This is a genomic window from Sphingomonas sp. F9_3S_D5_B_2 (assembly GCF_054263715.1).
The window spans coordinates 68,682-87,797 of record NZ_JBSZFB010000003.1 but is presented as its reverse complement, the minus strand read 5'-3'; the positions used below and the strand labels follow the sequence as shown (position 1 = coordinate 87,797).

At 66.4% G+C, this 19,116-nt stretch carries 17 protein-coding genes; 7 read left to right on the top strand and 10 right to left on the bottom strand.

Annotation, left to right across the window (positions count from 1 at the left end):
• Window position 1: 1 nt before the first annotated feature.
• From ACUXST_RS08965 to hemC, 4 genes are all read right to left on the bottom strand, one after another.
• Complete coding sequence (locus tag ACUXST_RS08965; RefSeq protein ID WP_458389637.1) at window positions 2-1,087, bottom strand: serine hydrolase; 1,086 nt, start codon at window positions 1,085-1,087, stop codon at window positions 2-4.
• Between the two features lie 123 nt (window positions 1,088-1,210).
• Window positions 1,211-2,017: a hypothetical protein gene (locus tag ACUXST_RS08960; RefSeq protein ID WP_458389636.1), complete on the bottom strand. Its 807-nt coding sequence runs from the start codon at window positions 2,015-2,017 to the stop codon at window positions 1,211-1,213.
• A complete protein-coding gene (locus tag ACUXST_RS08955) occupies window positions 2,014-2,694 on the bottom strand; it encodes a uroporphyrinogen-III synthase (protein ID WP_458389635.1) in 681 nt (226 codons plus the stop codon). Before ACUXST_RS08955 ends, ACUXST_RS08960 begins: the two co-directional genes overlap by 4 nt.
• Entirely contained in the window at window positions 2,691-3,608 is a 918-nt protein-coding gene (hemC, locus tag ACUXST_RS08950) for a hydroxymethylbilane synthase (RefSeq protein WP_458389634.1), read from the bottom strand. Before hemC ends, ACUXST_RS08955 begins: the two co-directional genes overlap by 4 nt.
• Window positions 3,609-3,660: 52 nt before the next feature.
• On the opposite strand from hemC, the gene tsaD reads away from it, so the two are divergent.
• Window positions 3,661-4,692 carry a tRNA (adenosine(37)-N6)-threonylcarbamoyltransferase complex transferase subunit TsaD gene (gene tsaD / locus ACUXST_RS08945; protein ID WP_458389633.1) on the top strand — a complete coding sequence of 344 codons (1,032 nt, stop codon included), beginning with the start codon at window positions 3,661-3,663 and terminating at the stop codon, window positions 4,690-4,692.
• On the top strand, window positions 4,689-5,678 hold the full coding sequence (locus tag ACUXST_RS08940) for an NAD(P)H-dependent glycerol-3-phosphate dehydrogenase (protein ID WP_458389632.1): 990 nt from the start codon (window positions 4,689-4,691) through the stop codon (window positions 5,676-5,678). The genes tsaD and ACUXST_RS08940 overlap by 4 nt, the downstream gene beginning before the upstream one ends.
• On the opposite strand, the gene ACUXST_RS08935 is transcribed toward ACUXST_RS08940, so the two are convergent.
• Window positions 5,675-5,842 carry a DUF1674 domain-containing protein gene (locus ACUXST_RS08935; RefSeq protein WP_458389631.1) on the bottom strand — a complete coding sequence of 56 codons (168 nt, stop codon included), beginning with the start codon at window positions 5,840-5,842 and terminating at the stop codon, window positions 5,675-5,677. The genes ACUXST_RS08940 and ACUXST_RS08935 overlap by 4 nt on opposite strands.
• Before the next feature lie 28 nt (window positions 5,843-5,870).
• On the opposite strand from ACUXST_RS08935, the gene ACUXST_RS08930 reads away from it, so the two are divergent.
• From ACUXST_RS08930 to purH, 4 genes are read left to right on the top strand one after another with little or no spacing between them, the layout of a single operon-like run.
• Window positions 5,871-7,127, top strand: a complete 1,257-nt coding sequence (locus ACUXST_RS08930; protein ID WP_458389630.1) for an RsmB/NOP family class I SAM-dependent RNA methyltransferase — start codon at window positions 5,871-5,873, stop codon at window positions 7,125-7,127.
• 18 nt (window positions 7,128-7,145) lie between these two features.
• A complete protein-coding gene (rpe, locus tag ACUXST_RS08925; protein WP_458389629.1) occupies window positions 7,146-7,802 on the top strand; it encodes a ribulose-phosphate 3-epimerase in 657 nt (218 codons plus the stop codon).
• On the top strand, window positions 7,799-9,451 hold the full coding sequence (locus ACUXST_RS08920) for a heparinase II/III family protein (RefSeq protein ID WP_458389628.1): 1,653 nt from the start codon (window positions 7,799-7,801) through the stop codon (window positions 9,449-9,451). Before rpe ends, ACUXST_RS08920 begins: the two co-directional genes overlap by 4 nt.
• A gap of 11 nt (window positions 9,452-9,462) precedes the next feature.
• Complete coding sequence (purH, locus tag ACUXST_RS08915; RefSeq protein WP_458389627.1) at window positions 9,463-11,055, top strand: bifunctional phosphoribosylaminoimidazolecarboxamide formyltransferase/IMP cyclohydrolase; 1,593 nt, start codon at window positions 9,463-9,465, stop codon at window positions 11,053-11,055.
• Here the strand turns inward: purH and ACUXST_RS08910 are convergent, their stop codons facing one another.
• The 5 genes from ACUXST_RS08910 to ACUXST_RS08890 all read right to left on the bottom strand — a co-directional run bounded on the left by ACUXST_RS08910 (window position 11,056) and on the right by ACUXST_RS08890 (window position 18,407).
• Complete coding sequence (locus ACUXST_RS08910) at window positions 11,056-12,573, bottom strand: lipopolysaccharide biosynthesis protein (RefSeq protein ID WP_458390036.1); 1,518 nt, start codon at window positions 12,571-12,573, stop codon at window positions 11,056-11,058.
• A gap of 65 nt (window positions 12,574-12,638) precedes the next feature.
• A complete protein-coding gene (gene polA, locus ACUXST_RS08905) occupies window positions 12,639-15,461 on the bottom strand; it encodes a DNA polymerase I (RefSeq protein ID WP_458389626.1) in 2,823 nt (940 codons plus the stop codon).
• A gap of 97 nt (window positions 15,462-15,558) precedes the next feature.
• Entirely contained in the window at window positions 15,559-15,744 is a 186-nt protein-coding gene (locus tag ACUXST_RS08900; protein ID WP_458389625.1) for a hypothetical protein, read from the bottom strand.
• Window positions 15,745-15,888: 144 nt separating this feature from the next.
• Complete coding sequence (nadB, locus tag ACUXST_RS08895; protein WP_458389624.1) at window positions 15,889-17,481, bottom strand: L-aspartate oxidase; 1,593 nt, start codon at window positions 17,479-17,481, stop codon at window positions 15,889-15,891.
• A complete protein-coding gene (locus ACUXST_RS08890) occupies window positions 17,478-18,407 on the bottom strand; it encodes an ABC transporter ATP-binding protein (protein WP_458389623.1) in 930 nt (309 codons plus the stop codon). Before ACUXST_RS08890 ends, nadB begins: the two co-directional genes overlap by 4 nt.
• A gap of 112 nt (window positions 18,408-18,519) precedes the next feature.
• On the opposite strand from ACUXST_RS08890, the gene ACUXST_RS08885 reads away from it, so the two are divergent.
• Window positions 18,520-19,044, top strand: a complete 525-nt coding sequence (locus tag ACUXST_RS08885) for a DUF4402 domain-containing protein (RefSeq protein WP_458389622.1) — start codon at window positions 18,520-18,522, stop codon at window positions 19,042-19,044.
• The last annotated feature ends 72 nt before the right edge of the window (window positions 19,045-19,116 follow it).

Here is a 19,116-nt window from a genome sequence, read left to right as displayed (position 1 = left end):
CTCAGCCGCCGCGAGCTGATTCGTGGTAGTCGATCACGGTCTTCGCGACGTTGCGCATCAGCTCCTGCGCGCTTCCATCCGTGTGGTCGGGAATGGTCATGATCGCCACCGCGTAGACCGACCCGTCGGGTGCGGTCAGCAGACCGATGTCGTTGATCCCGCCGATCCTGCCATTGAGCTCCTGCCCGGTACCGGTCTTGTGATTCCACTCCCAGCCCGGCGCCAGCGCGGCGCGGACGCGCATTCCACCGGTCTTCGTCTGCCCCATCGTCGACAGCAGCAGCGCGGTCGATTGCGGCGAGAGCAGTTGGCCGCTCTTTAGGGCCGCCAGGGCGTTGGCTACCGCGTGCGGCGATGCACCGTCGTAGGGATCCCGCAGGTAGCGGTCGAACGCGGCCTTGCGAACGCTCATGGGCAAGGCCGTGCGCGCATCGTAGAAGGCCCTGCCGATCGAGTAGCCCGGCTGCCAGGTGAGTCCGGCGATCTTCGACTGCAGCGCTCGCTCGCCGTTGTAGAAGCGAACGGCGCCCAGGCCCTTGCGCGCAATCATGTCGCGGACAGCAGTCGGGCCGCCGATCGAACGCAGCAGCTTGTCGTTGGCCGTGTTGTCGCTCTGCGTGATCGCGGTGAACATCAAATCGCGCAGGCTGATCGTCCTGGCAGTTCCGGCGAGGATGCGATCTCCAAGCGGCTGGTGGAACAAGGTCAGGTCGTCGCGGCCAAGTGCGACGTTCTGATCTAGATTAATCCTTCCGCGATCCACCGCGTCGAGCGCCGTGATCGCCACCCACAACTTCGAGCAGCTCTGCTGCGGGAAGAGGGTCTGAACGTTCCATTTCGCTTCCCAGCCTTCGCGAAGGGAAACGACCGCGATGCCGGCCTTGCCCTCGAAACTGCGGCCCAGCGCCGAGATGCTGTCACGCAGGGCTGCAGGCGCGGGCGCCCGTGCCACGAGCGCGTGCGGCTTCGGCGCAACCGGCCGCAGCCGCGGTCCAGCAGGCGCCGGCTGCTCCGCAGCCGATGCGCCGACCTGTGCCATGGCGGCCATGACCAGGCCGAAGCCGAGCCGCCTGCGAAATGACGTCATGATCCCACCGCTCCAGAACACTTGCTTGGTTTCCAGCAGTTTAGCCCGCTTCAGCTGAACCCCCGCTGTGTCGGGCCAACACAGATTCGCATCCTCGGATCCGCTTGCCAACCCTCTTCCGGGTCAGCCCCGAGAGGCTGTTCCGCCCATCAGTGCAGCGCCCTCGAGCTCGTCGAGGGCGCGGTGGGCGGCCACGTAGCGCCGCGCTTGCGACGCCCAGCCGCTCGCCGCTGCGGCCCCCGGCAGGCGCATGGTTTCGGCAAGCGCGCTGTCGACGTCGCCGCCGGAAAGAAGCTGAAGGGCCCGCGTGTAGCGCGCACTTGGGTTCGATGCCGGCCGATCGGCGCGGTGAACTTCGATCAGCGTGCCCATTTGCCGCTTCAGATTGCTCCACCAGCCGTCGCTCGGCCCACCGCTGCGCAGCTGTGGCCCGAGTGCCTGATACTCGGTGATCAGGTCGTTGAGCCGGACCGGCTGATGGGCGGCCGTGATGATGCTGGCGACGGCCTGCTGATGCCCCGGGCCGAAGCGGCTGGCGAGCAGGGGTTCGAGATAGCCGAGCGCCACGCCGCGATCCACCGCGCGCCTCGCTGCGAAGGCGACCACAAGCGCATCGGCGCGGCCGGCTGAACCCTGGGCCTGCTGGGTCGCGCTCTCTACGCGCGAAAGCCGCTGTTCCAGCTGGGCGATCTCCGCCTGCTCCGCTGGGCCGGCTACAGTCGGCGCGGCGTTTACCTGCGCTTGCGGCACCTCAAGGATGCGTTGGACTGGCGCCTGCTGCTGACGCGGCACCACGCCCAGGAAGCGCGCAGCGGACTGATAATGGGCGAGGCCCCACGTCGCCGCGGCGGCGCCGACCAGCACCAGTGCGATGCCGATCGCCAGCCGGGCGCCCCAGCCCGTTCCCCTCCCGTATGTCGTCGCGTTCATGCCTGCGGGCGATTGTCGCACAGCCGCTCGGCGAGGGCCAGAACCGCATCGTCGGTCGGCCGCTCGGCGTGCTCGACCAGTTTCCAGCCCTCTCCCGCTGCGTCTGCCGCCGCCGCGCTGATGGCGGCCAGGCTGATGTTTTTGCGATCGAGGCCTTGCTCGCCGGCAAGCTCGCCGAGCCGCTTTCCTGCCCGGGGAGAATGGACGAGCACGACCGCAGCCCCCGCCGCCTCGAGATTCGGGGCAGGCTCGATCGCGTGTGAGCGATAGACCGGTATGGCGGTAATCTGCTGTCGGGCTCCCTCGGAGGTAGTCCGGTCCTCGCCGCACAGGTGCAGGAGCTTCATGTCGGCCTCGAGCGAGCGAAGCAGCCGCTCGGCTCCGGCATCGCCGCTGCTCGCGATGTCGAACCCGGCTTCGCGCGCAGCATCCCCCGTCGCCTTGCCGACCGCATGGACGGGCAAACCTCGCAAATCCTTCAACTGCTCGCCAGCCGATCGGACCGCATTCGCGCTCGTCAGCAGCAGCGCATCGAAGCTGCTCGCCTCCGGCGCCTCCCATTCGAGCGGCTCGATTGCGAACAACGGGACAGCAGTTGCTTCCAGCCCCAGCCCGCGGGCGCGTTCGACTGTCTCAGTGGCGCCCGGCTCCGGACGCAAAACGATCACGCGGCTCATTCTGGATCGAAGAGCTTCCGGATGGAATCGGGCGCCTGCTCGAGCATTTCCCTAGCCATGGCCGTGGGGCTCCTGTCGTCGCCGCACTCGAACACGCCGCGCTGCTCGATGATATCCTCGCCGTCTTCGCTGAAGATCTGCGCGCGGATCCTCAGATCGCCATCGTCGAGCACCGCAAAGGCCGCCACCGGTGAAGAGCAGTTGGCGCGGAGCGCCCGCGTGAACGCCCGCTCGGCCATCACGCAGGAATAAGTGATCTGGTTGTTGACCGTGGTGAGTACGCTCTGCGTTCGCGTGTCATCGGTGCGGCACTCCATGCCGATCACCGCTTGGGCGGGCGCCGGGAGAATGACTTCGGTCGGGATCGCGGTGCCGGCCTCGATGCCGAGCCGCTTGAGGCCCGCACAGGCGAGCAACGTCGCGTCGATCTCGCCTTCCTCTACCTTGCGCAGGCGCGTCTCGACGTTGCCTCGCAAGGCGACGATCTGCAGGTCCGGCCGCATCGCCAGAAGCTGCGCTCTGCGTCGCGGCGACGATGTTCCGACGGTCGCGCCTTCCTTCAGCTTGTCGATCGCTTCCGCACCGATCAAACGATCGCGCACGTCGCCGCGCGGTCGCACCGACGCGATATGGATCGCCTTGGGGCGGACGCTCTCGACATCCTTCATCGAGTGAACGCAGAAATCGACATCGCCGTTGAGGAGCGCCTGATCCAGCTCCTTGGTCCACAGGCCCTTGCCGCCAATCTCCGCCAAGGGCCGGTCCTGGACCTTGTCGCCGGTCGTCTTGATCGGCACGATCTCGATATAGCCGTCGGGCCAGCGCTGCGCCGTCTCGATTGCCGCCGCCACCTTGCGTGATTGGGCAAGCGCCAGCGGCGATCCGCGTGTCCCAAGCTTGAGCCGTCCCTGCATGCCCCTACCTCTAGTGCATGGCGAGGCATTCAGGCAAAGGGCCGGTCGCGAAATGACTTTGATCCTGGGCCTCGAATCGTCGTGCGACGACAGCGCTGCGGCGTTGGTTACCGGCGACCGGCGAATCGTGACGCAGGCCGTGGTCGGCCAGAACGAGGCTCATCAGCCCTATGGCGGCGTCGTCCCCGAGATAGCCGCTCGAGCGCACGTGGAGATCCTGCCGTCCCTGATCCGCGATGTCTTGAGACGAGCCAAGCTGTCGATCCGGGATGTCGACGCCGTCGCGGCGACTGCCGGCCCCGGTCTGATCGGTGGCGTCATGGTGGCGCTCCTGGCAGGCAAGGGCCTCGCGCTTGCCGCCGGCAAGCCCCTCGTCGCCGTCAATCACCTCGAAGGACACGCACTCAGTCCCCGCCTGGCTGATCCCGACCTCGGCTTCCCCTACCTCCTGCTGCTCGTCTCTGGCGGGCACTGTCAGTTGCTCGAAGTGCGCGGCGTTGGCCATTACCGCCGGCTGGCGACGACGATCGATGATGCCGCCGGGGAAGCGTTCGACAAGGCGGCGAAACTTCTCGGCCTCGGCTACCCCGGCGGTCCCGCAATCGAAGAGATCGCCGGGAGCGGGGATCCCGAAGCGGTGCCGCTGCCCAGGCCGCTGGTCGGCTCGGCGGATCCGCATTTCTCGTTCGCCGGGCTCAAGAGTGCCGTGCAACGCGCAGTCGTCTCGGGCGAATTCCGGCCTCAGGACATCGCCGCCAGCTTCCAGCAGGCGGTGGTCGATTGCCTCGTCGATCGTACTCGGCTGGCATTGCGGCAGAGCGGCGCTCCTGCCCTTGTGGTCGCCGGCGGGGTCGCTGCGAACGAAGCGATCCGCGGAGCGCTGGCGGAGCTTGCTGCCGCCCACGGCCGGCAGTTCAGTGTTCCGCCCGGCTGGCTGTGCACCGATAATGCCGCGATGATCGCATGGGCGGGTGCGGAACGCTTCACGGCGGGACTTTGCGACGGTCTCGATGCGCCGGCACGCGCCCGTTGGCCGCTGGACGAAAGCGCGGAGAAAGTTCGCGGCGCGGGAGTGAAGGCGTGAACTTCGAGCAGATTGGCGTGATCGGCGGCGGTGCCTGGGGAACGGCACTGGCCCAGGTCGCTGCAAGCGGCGGTCGAAAGACCCTGCTGTGGGCAAGGGAAGAGGAGGTCGTCGGAGCGGTCAACGGCTCGCACCAGAATTCCATATTCCTGCCCGGCGTCGCGCTGCACCCCGCAATCCGCGCCACTAGCGATCTCGGGGAGCTGCAGGACTGCGACGCCTGGCTCGTGGTGACCCCAACCCAGCACATGCGCTCCGTCCTGGAGCAGACTTCGTCATGCGATGTTCCGCTGCTGCTGTGCGCCAAGGGAATTGAGGAGCGCAGCGGCAAGCTGGTGCACGAGGTTGCCCGGGAGCTGTGCCCCTCCGCGCAGCTCGCGGTCCTTTCAGGTCCCACCTTCGCGCACGAAGTCGCGCAGGGTTTGCCGACAGCCGTTACTTTGGCCGCGCAGGACCTCGCGCTCGCCGAGCAGCTCCGCCAGGCGATCGCCGTCCCAGCCTTCCGCATCTACGTGTCTGGCGACGTTGCCGGCGCCGAGATCGGTGGCGCCGTCAAAAACGTGCTCGCGATCGCTTGCGGGGTCGTCGAGGGGCGCGGTCTTGGCCAAAATGCTCGTGCCGCGCTGATCGGCCGAGGCTTCGCTGAGATGACGCGCTTCGGCCTCTCGCGTGGCGCCAAGCGCGAGACATTGGCCGGGCTGTCGGGGCTCGGCGACCTGGTCCTGACCTGCTCGTCTACAAGCTCGCGCAACTATTCGCTTGGCAAGGGCATCGGCGAGGGTCGCCCTGCCGCCGAGCTGCTGGCCGACCGCCGAACAATCGCCGAGGGTGCATTCACTGCGCCGGTGCTCGCGCGCATCGCCCAGGATGACGGCATCGACATGCCGATCGTCGCCGCGGTTGCCGATCTCATTGCGGGTCGGCTCAGCGTCGACGCGGTGCTCGAAGCGCTGCTGTCCCGGCCACCCAAGGCCGAGGCAATCTAGAAATCGATTGCGATGCCCTTCTTCTCCCAGTCGCCATAACGCGTGGGATCCAGCCGCTGCTCTTCGCCGGCCGGCGGCGTCGCGTCGGTACGGGGCTCTGGCTCCGGCACGGGCGGCGATTTGCTAAGGTAGGCGGGCGCATCCAGATGCTTCGGGCGTTTCATGACGCCAAGATGATGTTCCGGAGCACGAATGCCAACCATTGAGGGTCTTCCCGCCCGCCGGGCCGCACTGCAGATGCTCGACGCGGTTCTGCGGCGCGGCCAGACGCTGGAGGCTGCGGCGGGCAAAGCGACCAACCTCGTCGCTGTCGACCGCGCCTTGGCGATGGCGATCGCCGGTGAAACCCTACGCCGGATCCCGGACCTCGATGCGCTCATCGACAGCGCGACTCGGCAGCGACTGCCGGACGACTCGAAAGCTCGTGCCGTGATTCGCCTGGCGCTCGCCCAGAAGGTCGGCCTCGGCACGCCCGACCACGCGGTGGTCGCGACGGCATTGCCGCTCGTCGACGGCGGTCCGCGGCGCCTTGTGCATGGGGTGCTGGGGACCCTGCTCCGGCGTGGCTTGCCGCAGATGGACGTTTGCGAACTCCCCGAAGCGGTGGAAGACCGCTGGCGGGCGGCTTGGGGTGAGGACGTCGTCCTTGCCGCCCGGCGCCTCATTGCGAAGCGGCCACCACTCGACCTCACGTTTGCCGATCCTACCGCCGCGGACCGCTTCGCGCAGGAGCACGGGGGGCGCTCACTCGCGCGCGCCCATGTTCGTCTCGACAGCAGCAACGTCTCGGACTTGCCCGGCTTCGGTACTGGCGGCTGGTGGGTTCAGGACCTCGCGGCGTCGCTGCCGGCGCGGCTGATCCCCGGAGAAGCAGGCGACGTTCTCGACCTTTGCGCTGCGCCGGGCGGCAAGACGATGCAGCTCGCCGCGGCGGGGCATCGCGTGACGTCCGTCGACTCGTCGGAAAGTCGTCTCGGGCGACTCCGGGAAAATCTGGACCGAACGCATCTCAGCGTGGACCTCGTTGCCGGCGACGCGCTCGTCTGGAAGCCCAAGCGCCAGTTTGACGCGATCCTGCTCGACGCCCCATGTTCCGCCACCGGCACTTACCGGCGCCATCCCGAGGTCCTCTACCGGGCGCGACCGAAGATCGTCGCCGACAACAGCGCGCTTCAAGCGCGGCTGCTCGAGCGCGCTGCGCAGTGGCTCAAGCCCGGCGGAGCGCTCGTCTACTCCGTCTGCTCGCTCGAACGGGAGGAGGGCGAGGAACGCGTCGCGACTTTCCTGAAGGCCGATGCGTCCTTTGCACTCCAGCCTCCCGCCACGGGCGAACTGCCTGTCGAAGCAGCTCCCTTGTACCGTGGCTGGGTGCGTATCCTGCCGGGGTTGCTCGAGGCCGAAGGCGGTCTCGACGGCTTCTTTCTCGCGCGCCTTGTCCGCAGGGGCTGAACCCGTTTAATCGGGCGCATGCCGCTCATCGCCCCATCGATCCTGTCCGCCGATTTCGCCAAGCTGGGCGAGGAGGTACGCGCGATTGACGCGGCGGGCGCAGACTGGATCCACATCGACGTCATGGATGGCCACTTCGTCCCGAACCTGACGATCGGGCCTGCCGTCGTAAAGGCGCTCCGAGCGCACACCACCAGGCCGTTCGACGTTCACCTGATGATTTCGCCCGTCGACGCGTTCCTCGACTCGTTCGCGGACGCTGGAGCCGACGTCATCACCGTCCATCCCGAGGCGGGCCCCCATCTCCATCGCACGGTCCAGCGCGTGAAGGCGCTCGGCAAGAAGGCCGGCGTGTCGCTCAACCCGGCGACGCCGGCGAAGGCGCTCGACTACGTGCTGGAGGAAGTCGACCTCGTCCTCGTCATGAGCGTCAATCCGGGCTTCGGCGGGCAGAAGTTCATCAGCAGTCAGCTGCGGAAAATCGAAGCGATCGCCAAGCGCATCGCGAAGGAGAACCTCTCGGTCGAGTTGGAAGTGGACGGCGGCATCGACGCTGAAACAGCCAGGCAAGCCGTGGGCGCCGGCGCAACCGTTCTCGTCGCCGGAACCGCGGCGTTCCGTGGCGGTCCCGATTCCTACGCTGCCAACATTCGAGCGCTGAAAGGCCCGGAATGACCGCAGAAGGCTCGGCGCAAGACCGGGCGATCGTCCGCAAGCTGGCCCGCGGGTCGCTGCTGTCGCGCTTCACCCGCTCCGGACGCCAGCCGCTCAAGCTGGTCGCCGTCCCGCGCGACCACGTCCCCGGCGACCGTCAGCGTGGGGAGGCGCTTGCCGCCGGACGCTTCACCTTCGGCGGTGAGTCGCTGGAGCTGCCCGACCTCGACTTCGCTGCTGCGACGGCCGGTGCGCTGGCGGAGAACCTGCAAGGGTTTTCCTGGCTCCGCGACCTCGCCGCGGCGACCGGACGCGAGCGAGGTGCCGCCACGGCGGAAGCGATCGTCGGCCGTTGGCTCCTGGGCCACGGCACTCGAATCGACGACGCCTGGGCTCCGCATTTGTGGGGCGAGCGAATTCTCTACTGGACCGCTTACGCGCCGTACATCCTGTCGAGCACCGACTCAGGCTATCGCTCGGCCTTGCTGAATACGCTGGCCCGGGGCGCGCGCCACCTCGACGCGAATGCCGAAAAAGCTCCCGCTGGTCTCAAGCGAGTCACGGCCTGGTGCGGCGTCGTCGCCGCGGGCTTGCTGGTCCAGGGCGGGGTGCCGCGTGTGGCACGCGGAGAGGCAGGCCTCGCCCGCGCGCTGGCGGGTGCCCAGTTCGACGACGGCGGCCTCGTCAGCCGCTCACCCTTCGAGCAGGCGCTTCTGGTGGACCGCCTCGGGCTCCTGCGCGCCTGCTACTCAGCAGCGAAGCAGACCATTCCCGAAGGCATCGAGACCGCCGCTGCTGCCGCACTGTCCGCGCTCCATGGCGTCACTCTCGGCGATGGTGCTCTCTCGAGCTGGCAAGGCTGCAACCCCGGCGAGGCGTCCAGATTGACCGCACTTACGGAAGGCTGCGGGCTTCGCGCCCGCCCTCTGCGGCAGGCTCGGGGCTGGGGCTATCAACGGCTCTCGGCGCTCGGGACGATTGTCGTCCTCGACGCCGCTCCGCCGCCGGCGCAGCGCCTCGCCGGCCAAGGCTCCGCTTCCACGCTGGCATTCGAGATGTCGGACGGTGGCCAGCGGCTCATCGTCAACTGCGGCGGCCCCGGGCCTGTGCCGACGGATCTTCCGCCCGAGCTCGTGGAAGCCCTTCGCACTACGGCGGCGCACAGTACGTTGGTGCTGTCGGACACCAATTCCACGAACATCCAGCCGGACGGATCGCTCGGGAAAGGCGTCGAGGACGTCACCATCGACCGCAGCGAGGACAATGACGCAAGCCGGCTCGAGGCAAGCCACGACGGCTACGTCCGGGCGTTCGGCCTGATCCACAAGCGCAGCATCATGCTTGGTAATGACGGCAAGGAAATGCGCGGCGCCGATCAGCTCATTGCCAAGGGGCGTAGGAAGATCCGCGAGTCGGTGCCCTATGCCGTCCGCTTCCACCTCTCGCCGGGGGTGGAGGTCACGACGACTGCCGACGGGATGGGCGCGATCCTTCGATCGCGAGGCGCTCCACCATGGAACTTCCGCTGCCGGGGCGGCAATCTGACTACAGAGGAAAGCCTCTGGGTCGACGGCCGCGGCGCGCCGCAGCGAACTGCGCAGATCGTCGTCGTTGGCGAGGTCTCGGGCCTCGGCGGAGAAATTGGCTGGCAGTTTCGCCGGACCAGCTAAAAGGAGCAGTAATGACGGACCTGGTACCCGTTCGGCGGGCGCTCATCTCCCTTTCCGACAAGACCGGCCTCGCCGAGCTCGCAGCAGGGCTTGCACGCCACGGCGTCGAGGTCGTCTCCACCGGCGGCACGGCGGCGAAGCTTCGCGAACACGGGGCTTCCGTGCGCGACATCAGTGATCTGACGGGCTTTCCAGAGATGATGGACGGGCGGGTGAAGACGCTCCACCCCAAGGTCCACGGTGCGCTGCTCGGCGTGCGCGACAATCCCGAGCACGCCGCGGCGATGGAGGAGCACGAGATCGCTCCGATCGACCTGGTGGTGGTCAATCTCTACCCGTTCCTCGATACCGTCACGAGCGGTGCCGACCGCGACACGATCATCGAGAACATCGATATCGGCGGCCCCTCGATGGTGCGCTCGGCCGCCAAGAACCACGCGCACGTGGCGATCGTCACCGATCCGTCGGACTACGCCGCACTGCTGGGCGAGCTTGACGCGGTCGGCGGCGCCACGACCCTCGAGCTGCGCAAGCGGCTTGCGGCCAAGGCCTTCGCTCTCACCGCGGCATATGATTCTACGATCTCGCAATGGTTCGCGTTCGCAGACCAGCAGGAGCGCTTCCCCGAGACCTGGACCCGGGCAAGCAAGCTCAAGATGCCTCTCCGCTACGGCGAGAACCCGCACCAGCAGGCGGCACTGTACGTGCCCGTCGGCCCGGCCGCGAAGGGTGTGGCCCAGGCGGAGCAGGTTCAAGGCAAGGAGCTCAGCTATAACAATCTGAATGACGCCAATGCGGCACTCGAGCTTGTCGCCGAGTTCCGGGATGCGGCGCCGAGCATCGTCATCGTCAAGCATGCCAATCCCTGCGGCGTGGCCACCAGGGACAATCTTCTCGACGCCTGGAACGAGGCGCTGGCTTGCGACAGCGTTTCGGCTTTCGGAGGCATCGTCGCGAGTAATCGTCCGCTCGATGCCCAAACTGCCGAGGCGATTACGCAGATCTTCACGGAAGTCGTGGTCGCTCCCGACGCCGACGCGGAAGCGCGAGCCATCTTTGCCCGCAAGAAGAACCTGCGCCTGCTTCTGACCGGCGGACTGCCCGACCCCGCGCGCGCCGGGCAGACGATCGCCGTCATTGCCGGCGGCATCCTCATCCAGGATCGCGACAACGGCACGGTCACCCGCGACCAGCTCAAGTGCGTGACCAAGCGGGAGCCGACAGAGCAGGAAGTCCGCGACTGCCTGTTCGCCTGGACCGTCGCCAAGCACGTAAAGTCCAATGCGATCGTCTATGCCAAGGACGGAGTGACCGCGGGCGTGGGTGCCGGACAGATGAACCGGCGCGACAGCGCTCGAATTGCTGCCGCCAAGGCTCGCGAAGCTGCGGAGACGAACGGCTGGAGCGAGCCGCGCACGATCGGCTCAGCAGTCGCTTCGGATGCCTTTTTCCCGTTCGCCGACGGGCTGCTCGCCGCTGTCGAAGCCGGCGCTACGGCAGTGATTCAGCCCGGCGGGTCGATCCGTGACGACGAGGTGGTCGCGGCCGCCGACGAAGCTGGTCTGGCGATGCTGTTCACCGGAATGCGCCACTTCCGGCACTAATCAGACCAGGTCGTCTAGAATCTGGTCGCGGGCTTCTGCCGCCTGTTCTGCCGCCCGAAGCTCACGCACGTCCTTCTTGTTCATCCGGAACAGTTCGCGGTCCTCAGGCCCAAAGCCCGTAGTCCACAAGACGGTCCCGAAGGCGATCAGGATCGCCGGCACGCCGATAGCGAGTTGCAGGACATCCGGCAGGAGCCAGTGTACGCCGGCTCCGACGGCGAGCCCAGCCGCCGTGGCCCAGGCCACGTCCCATCGCCAGCCCGAGACTCGTGCGCCGAGCTTACGGGACAGTAGCCGCGACTTGGTGATCGAGGCGAACGCCAGCGCGATGCACAGGGCCATTGCCGGCCCGGTTGCCTGGAAAGCTGGAGGAAATCCCTCCTGTCGCATGATCAGGATCAGTGCAGCTGCAAGCACAGCCTCGATCGCGAGCATGGCGAGGCTGATCACCATGTTGCGGGTCCGCGCGACGTAGATCAGCGCTGCTTCGCTGACCACCGCCGCGGCGGCAATCACTTCGGCTGCAAGCAGGAACGCGAGCATGGCCGTGCCGCCGGTGAAGCCCGAGCCTACCAGTCCCATCACTGCTCGCCCGGGAATTGCGAGCGCGAGGGCGATCCCTGCCTGCGCGGCGATGATCCAGTAGGCGACCTGCCGGACCTGCTTGGCGACGGAAAGCAGGTCCCCCGCTGCAATCTTGCGCGCGATTGCCGGTCCGAGCACCGGCTCGAAGCTGGTCTTGAGCTTGGCGGGCAAGGTCGCAACCTGCTGCGCGACATAATAGATGCCAACGAACGCTGCCGGCATGAAGGCGCCCAGCACCGCCAGGTCGATGCGCCGGGACGCCCATTCCACCGCGTCCGCGGCGGCGACGGGCACGTTGCGCCGGGCCGTCCGCCAGGCGGTCGGCAGGTCGGGTTTCCACCCGCGCGGGATGCCATAGCACCGCAGCAGCGGGATCAAGGCGGCGACGAGTGCTGCGACCATCGAGCAGACGTAAGCGACGATCAGCCCGTCCTCGGTGGAGACGTAGGCCCAGGCAAAGGCAACGATGCTGATCGTCCACGGCTCTACGACGGACCGCGCACGGACGGTGGCAGCGACGTCGTCATGATAGGCTAGCGCAGCGAGCGCGATGTCGGTCCACGCGATGGCCAGGACGGTGATTGCAAGCAGGCGATCCATCCCGTGTACCGACGTGGTCGGATACATGGCCTTCGGAAAGACAAACAGGATCGCCATGCCGATGACGGACCCGATCGCGGCCACCAGCAACGCATCGGCGACGACGCACACTTCCGGCTTCTTTGCGTCTGCGAGGAGCTGGGCAAGACCCCGCCTCAATCCCAGCGCCGCGAGCTGCGCCGCGAATTCGACGACCAGCACGGCATAAGCGAACCTGCCGAGCGAGGCGGCTCCGTAGATGCGCCCCGCAATGAACAGGAACGGCAGTCGCGCGGCGAGTCGCAGGACGAACCCGAAAACATTCAGCCGACCGCCACGGGCGAGCGTCGCCATGTCCGCGTCGGGCGCGGCAGTCTCTTGCGCTTCCTTGGCAGCCCCCTCGATCCGCCCCGAGTCCGTCAATGCGCGGCGCCCCAATGCTCGCCCCAGCCGACTTCGACATCCAGTGGTACGTCGAGCGTCATTGCCGGTTCGGCGGCCTTGGCCATGACGTCCTTGATGACTGCCGCCGCTTCTTCCTGCCGCCCATCGGGCACTTCGAACACGAGTTCGTCATGAACCTGCAGGAGCATCCGGACGCCATCGAGGCCGGCCTCCGCAAGCGCCTGGTCCATCCGCGCCATTGCCCGCTTGATGAGGTCCGCACTGGTACCCTGGATCGGCGCGTTGATCGCCGCCCGCTCGGCGCCGCCCCGTATCGACGGATTGCCGGCCCGGATGTTGGGGAAGTGGGTCTTGCGCCCGAACAGGGTCCGCGTGAAGCCGTTGGCGCGGACGAACTGCAGCGTCTCGTCCATGTAATTGCGGATGCCCGGGAAGCGATCGAAGTAGCGCGAGATGATTGCCTGCCCTTCCTCCTTCGGGACTCCGAGGCGGCCGGCGAGACCCCACGACGAGATGCCATAAAGGATCGCGAAGTTAACGGTTTTCGCCTTGTTGCGGTTGTCGCGGTCGGACGATCCGAACAATTCCTCCGCAGTCATGCTGTGGATGTCAGCGCCGCCGCGGAACGCCTCCTTCAGCTGCGGCACGTCGGCCATGTGCGCTGCGAGCCTGAGCTCAATCTGGCTATAATCGGCCGACAGCAGGACGTTGCCGGGCTCGGCGACGAAGGCGTCGCGGATCTTGCGGCCGATCTCCGTCCGGATCGGGATGTTCTGCAGGTTGGGGTCGTTGGACGACAACCGCCCGGTCTGCGCGCCGGACAGCGAGAAGCTGGTGTGGACGCGACCGGTCTCCGGATTGATCTGGGCCTGAAGTGCGTCGGTGTACGTGTTCTTCAGTTTCGTTAGCTGTCGCCATTCGAGCACCAGGCTGGCGCACGGCACACCCTCGGCGGCCAGCCGCTCGAGCTCGTTGACGTCCGTCGAATATTGCCCACTCTTGCCCTTGCGGCCGCCCTTGAGCCCTAGCCGGCCGTACAGCACTTCCCCGAGCTGCTGCGGGGAACCGATCGTGAACGGCCCACGCGCAGCCTCGTAGATCCGATCTTCGAGCTTGACGATCTCTTCGGAAAATTCCCGGCTGAGCCGCGCGAGATAGTCGCGGTCGACCTTCACACCGCGTCGTTCCATCCTGCCGATGACGGCCACTAGCGGCCTGTCGACCCGGTCGTAGACCCGGGCGATGTTCTCCTGCGCCACGCGCGGCTTCAGGCGAAGCCACACGCGCAATGTGATGTCGGCGTCCTCGGCAGCATATTCCGTTGCGGCGTCGAGCGGCACCTTGTCGAAGGTGATCTGCTTGGCGCCCGTCCCGCAGATCTGCTTGAACGGGATGCACTCGTGCTCGAAGTGAAGCTTCGCCAGTTCGTCCAGCCCATGGCCGTGGCTGCCGGCCTCCAGATCGAAGCTGAGCAGCAGCGTGTCGTCGTAGGGGGCGACCTCGATGCCCGCCTTCTCGAACATCACCCAGTCGTACTTCAGATTGTGCCCGATCTTCAGCACCGCCGGATCTTCCAGCAGCGGCTTCAATCGTTCGAGTACCAGTGTGAGCGGAAGCTGGTTCGGCGCATCGGAATAGAGGTCTGCACCGGAATGCCCAACCGGGATGTAGCAGGCGCGGTTTGGAGCGGTCGCCAGGCTGATGCCGGCCAGCCGCGCAATCACGCAATCGATGCAGTCGGTCTCGGTATCCAGAGCGACAAAGCCCTGCGCTCCGGCTTCCGCGATCCAGCGGTCGAGCGCGGCTTCGTCCGTAACCGTCTCGTACTTGGAGCGGTCGACCTCGATCTGCTCGGGCGCAGCGGGCGCGTTCGGCTTCAAATCGAGTGACGTCATGGTGGCATTGATCCCACCGCCGCTGCTGGTCCGCCCCTGCGGCACCGAGCCGCCACCCTCCAGCCGGGTCAGCAATGTCTTGAAACCCTGCTCGGCCAGGAACTCGCCGAGCGGCCCAGGCGGGATTCCCTGCAGCGCCAGTTCTTCCAGCGGCTGCGGCAGCTTCGCGTCGCAGACCAGCCTGACCAGCTCCCGGCTCAGTCGGGCGTCGCCCGCGTGCTCGATCAGCGACTGCTTGAGCTTCGGCTTGGTGATCTGGTCGGCGGAGGCGAGCACGGTCTCCAGGTCGCCATATTGCTGGATGAGCTGTGTCGCCGTCTTCGGGCCGATCCCGGGCACCCCGGGGACGTTGTCGACACTGTCACCCATCAGCGCCAGAACGTCGCCGACCTTGCCGGGCCCGACGCCGAACTTTTCAACGACATAGGCCTCGTCGATCCGCCGGTCGTTCATTGTGTCGAGCATGTCGACATGCCCGTCTTCGATCAGCTGCATCAGGTCCTTGTCGGAACTGACGATGGTCGTTTTCCAGCCGGCAGTCCGCGCCGCGGTCACGTAGCAGGCGATGATGTCGTCGGCTTCCAGCCCCTCTTCTTCGATGCAAGGGATCGAGAAGGCGCGCGTCGCGACCCGGATCAGCGGGAATTGCGAGACGAGATCCTCCGGCGGTGGCGGCCGGTGCGCCTTATACTGGTCGTACATGACGTTCCGGTGCGTGGATTCCGACGCGTCCAGAATGACGGCCATGTGGGTCGGCCCGTCGGCCCGGCTGAGGTCGCCGGCCAGTTTCCATAGCATCGTCGTGTAGCCATAGACCGCGCCTGCCGGCTGGCCGTGCCGGTTCGTCAGCGGCGGCAGCCGGTGGTAGGCGCGAAAGATGTAGCTGGACCCATCGACCAAATAGAGATGGGGTTGCGGATTGGTGGGCTGGACGTCGGACATGAACGAGCCGGTCTAGCGGGCGTGACGGTCCGATGCCAGCAGCGGGAACAAGCCTCGAAACTCGGCAAACAGGAGCGCTGTGCGCCCCGCCGTTAGGTCAGGCGGCGTTGACGACCAGGTACATGGCCGAGCGACGCACTCGCGCCGCGCTGTCGCGCACACGCAGCTCATACGCTTCTGCAAGCTGCCGATGGACTTCGCGTACTTGCGGGTGCCCCGTGCGGACCACCGCTTCCCGCTCCTCGCGGGCTCTTCGGCTGTAATATTCGACTTCGGAAGTCATGCGCCCACCCCCCGATGGCCAGCTCGAGCAAGCCGAATCGGCTGCTCTGGCCCAATGGCTAGCACGGATTTCAGCCGTTCTTGAGTCACTTACGTTAGTGAATTGCCGCAAGTTTAACAAAAATCTCCATAAGAGCTGCGAGTGCTACGGGACCAGCACCGTGTCGGTCGCGGTGGGTAGCAGGCCGGGATAATCGAGGGTGTAGTGAAGGCCGCGGCTCTCGTGCCGGGACAAGGCCGAGCGGATGATCAGGTCGGCGACGTCTACCAGGTTGCGAAGCTCGATCAGGTCCGGTGTGACCCGGAAGTGCGCGTAATAGTCGCGAACTTCCTGGCGGAGCATGTCGATTCGATGCTTGGCGCGCTCCAGCCGCTTGGTCGAGCGGACGATGCCAACGTAATTCCACATGAAGCGGCGGATCTCGCCCCAGGTCTGGGCGATGACGACTTCCTCGTCGCTGTCGGTGACCCGGCTTTCGTCCCAAGGCCGGATCTCGGGCACTTCGGGCAGGTCGCCGAAATTTGCGGCAATGTGCTTGGCCGCGGCTTCCCCGAAGACGAGGCATTCAAGCAGGCTGTTGGAGGCGAGGCGGTTGGCACCGTGGAGTCCGGACTGGGTGACTTCGCCGGCAGCATAGAGCCCGGGAGCATCCGTCCGGCCATCAAGGTCAACGACGACGCCGCCGCAGGTATAATGCTGCGCCGGCACGACCGGGATCGGCTGCTTCGTGATGTCGATCCCGAGTCCAAGCAGCTTGTCGTAAATGTTGGGGAAATGCGCCCTGACGAAGTCCTCGTCGCGGTGCGAGATGTCGAGGTGCACGTAGTCGAGGCCGAGCCGCTTGATCTCGTGGTCGATAGCGCGGGCCACGATGTCGCGCGGGGCGAGCTCCGCGCGCTCGTCGAAGTTGGGCATGAAGCGAGTGCCGCCGCCCTTCACTCCTGGCGGAAGCTTGAGCTGCCCACCCTCGCCGCGGACAGCCTCCGTGATGAGGAAGTTCTTGACGTCGAGATTGTAGAGGCAGGTCGGGTGGAACTGCATGAATTCCATGTTCGACACTCGGCAGCCGGCGCGCCACGCCATCGCGATGCCGTCCCCGGTCGCTCCCCGCGGCGCCGTCGAATAGAGGTAGGTGCGGCCCGCGCCGCCTGTCGCCAGCAGCGTTGCCCGGCCGGTCAGCCGTTCCACCCGCCTCGTCCGCCGGTTCCAGGCGTAAAGCCCGTGGATCGCGCCGTTGGTCGAGAAGTGGGTCGCGTTGCGTCCGGTGAGCAGGTCGATGGCGACCATGTCCGGGACAAGCGTGATGTTCGGGTGCTTGGCGGCGGCACTCTCCAGCGCCTGCTGGATCGCGTAGCCCGTTGCGTCTGCCACATGGACAATCCGGCGGTGGCTGTGCCCGCCCTCGCGCGTGAGATGGAGCGCGTTCCCGTCGGTCGCGAAAGGCACGCCCAGCTGGATCAGGTGCTCGATCGCGCGCGGCGCCGCCTCGACCACATGCTCGACCACGTGAACGTCGTTAAGGCCCGCACCGGCAATCATCGTGTCGTTGACGTGCGATTCGAAGCTGTCGCCCTCTTCCAGGACGGCAGCAATCCCCCCCTGGGCGCGTCCCGTTGCGCTGTCGCCGACCGCGCCCTTGGCGATCACCGCCACCTTGTGCGTCTCGGCAAGGTTCAGCGCAGCAGTCAGCCCGGCCGCACCCGATCCGACGATGAGGACGTCGGTCTCGATGCTCACGCAGCGGCCTGGTCAGAGCCGACGAGGCTCAGGAACACGTCCTCCAGGTCAGGATCCCGCGTGGTTACGTCGACGATGCCGAGCCCGTTTGCAGCAAGCGCGCTCAGCACCTCGCCTGCGTTCACGCGGTCCTTGCGGTAGCTGATCTCGAGCGTTCGCTCGTCGACCAGCGAGATGTTCTCGAAACAGCTGTTGGTCGGCACGTTGACGATGTCGCGGTCGAAGGTGACCACGACCGACTTGTCCTGCGCCTTGGCGATCAGCTGCCGCGTCGGCTCATTGGCGATCACCCGGCCATGGTGGATGATCGCGATCCGGTCGCACAGCTGCTCCGCTTCTTCGAGATAGTGCGTTGTCAGGACGATGGTGACACCTTGTGCATGCAGCCTGCGCACATATTCCCAGAGCTGGCGGCGCAGCTCGACGTCGACACCGGCAGTAGGCTCGTCGAGCACCAGGATGGGCGGCGAGTGGGTCATGGCCTTCGCGACTAGCAGCCGGCGCTTCATGCCGCCGGACAGCGTCCGGGCGTAAGCATTGGCCTTGTCGCTCAGGTGCATCGCGGCAAGCAGCTCGTCGCTCTTACGCTCCGAAGCGGGCACTCCATAAAGCCCGGCCTGGATCTCGAGCGTCTCGCGCGGCGAGAAGAACGGATCGAAGATGATCTCCTGCGGAACCACGCCGATCGAACGCTTCGCGTTCCTCGGGTGCTGATCGATGTCGAAGCCCCAGATCGTCACCTTGCCGCCGGTCTTCACGACCAGTCCGGCGAGGATGTTGATCAGTGTCGACTTGCCGGCGCCGTTGGGCCCGAGCAGCCCGAAGATCTCGCCACGCGGCACATCGAAGCTGACGTCGTCGAGCGCACGTTTTCCGCCTGCATAGACTTTGGACAGGGATTCGATGCGGATTGCGGGCTCGGTCATGGCCAGCCGCGGCATAGGAGCGGTCCCGTTGGGCGACAAGCGCTGAAGGTAAATCCACTGTTTACCCTAAGAGATAGAATCATCTTGACGTTAACCGTCTAGCCGGGAGCGCGTGAGCCGCTCCTTCACCTCTTGTCTTGCGTTCCTGTTCGCCGGCGCTGCCGCGGCGCCGTTGGCGGCGGCTGCTCCGACACGGGTCGCTCCGGACCGGAACGCCACTGCTGCCGTCAACATCTACCAGCCGATCGGCGTCCAGAAGAACTACGACCTCGACTTCGGGCTCGCGACCGTAACGACGGCGGGCACGGCGGTCGTCGACCCGAACACGGACAAGATCACGACGACCGGCGGCGTGGTGGCAGTCGGCGGGTTCCCGCATTCGGCCGTGTTCGAAGGCGTTACTCCCACAGGCAATGTCGTCATCATTCGCCTGCCAAAAGCCGCGTCGGTTCTCACTCGCGTCGGCGGCACCCAGACCATGACCGTCGACACATGGACGCTGGACGGCACCAGCCGCCGCAACGTGCCTTCGAAGTCTACCTATGCCTTCAAGGTCGGCGGCACGCTCCACGTCAACGCCAACCAGGTGGAAGGCACCTACGTGGGCACTTTCACGGTGGACGTCCAATATCCTTGAGCGTTGATATTCAGGATTAATCCTGCGCTTACCTAGAATCTTCAAGGGACCGTTAGGGGGGCCGTCCATTGT

What these genes read in the sequence shown, in the direction of transcription:
- ACUXST_RS08900 (WP_458389625.1), bottom strand. Translation starts at nt 15,744, where the DNA reads ATGACTTCCGAAGTCGAATATTACAGCCGAAGAGCCCGCGAGGAGCGG.
- hemC (WP_458389634.1), bottom strand. Translation starts at nt 3,608, where the DNA reads ATGCAGGGACGGCTCAAGCTTGGGACACGCGGATCGCCGCTGGCGCTT.
- ACUXST_RS08910 (WP_458390036.1), bottom strand. Translation starts at nt 12,573, where the DNA reads ATGGCGACGCTCGCCCGTGGCGGTCGGCTGAATGTTTTCGGGTTCGTC.
- ACUXST_RS08960 (WP_458389636.1), bottom strand. Translation starts at nt 2,017, where the DNA reads ATGAACGCGACGACATACGGGAGGGGAACGGGCTGGGGCGCCCGGCTG.
- ACUXST_RS08955 (WP_458389635.1), bottom strand. Translation starts at nt 2,694, where the DNA reads ATGAGCCGCGTGATCGTTTTGCGTCCGGAGCCGGGCGCCACTGAGACA.
- ACUXST_RS08890 (WP_458389623.1), bottom strand. Translation starts at nt 18,407, where the DNA reads ATGACCGAGCCCGCAATCCGCATCGAATCCCTGTCCAAAGTCTATGCA.
- purH (WP_458389627.1), top strand. Translation starts at nt 9,463, where the DNA reads ATGACGGACCTGGTACCCGTTCGGCGGGCGCTCATCTCCCTTTCCGAC.
- ACUXST_RS08920 (WP_458389628.1), top strand. Translation starts at nt 7,799, where the DNA reads ATGACCGCAGAAGGCTCGGCGCAAGACCGGGCGATCGTCCGCAAGCTG.
- ACUXST_RS08930 (WP_458389630.1), top strand. Translation starts at nt 5,871, where the DNA reads ATGCCAACCATTGAGGGTCTTCCCGCCCGCCGGGCCGCACTGCAGATG.
- polA (WP_458389626.1), bottom strand. Translation starts at nt 15,461, where the DNA reads ATGTCCGACGTCCAGCCCACCAATCCGCAACCCCATCTCTATTTGGTC.
- ACUXST_RS08935 (WP_458389631.1), bottom strand. Translation starts at nt 5,842, where the DNA reads ATGAAACGCCCGAAGCATCTGGATGCGCCCGCCTACCTTAGCAAATCG.
- tsaD (WP_458389633.1), top strand. Translation starts at nt 3,661, where the DNA reads ATGACTTTGATCCTGGGCCTCGAATCGTCGTGCGACGACAGCGCTGCG.
- rpe (WP_458389629.1), top strand. Translation starts at nt 7,146, where the DNA reads ATGCCGCTCATCGCCCCATCGATCCTGTCCGCCGATTTCGCCAAGCTG.
- ACUXST_RS08965 (WP_458389637.1), bottom strand. Translation starts at nt 1,087, where the DNA reads ATGACGTCATTTCGCAGGCGGCTCGGCTTCGGCCTGGTCATGGCCGCC.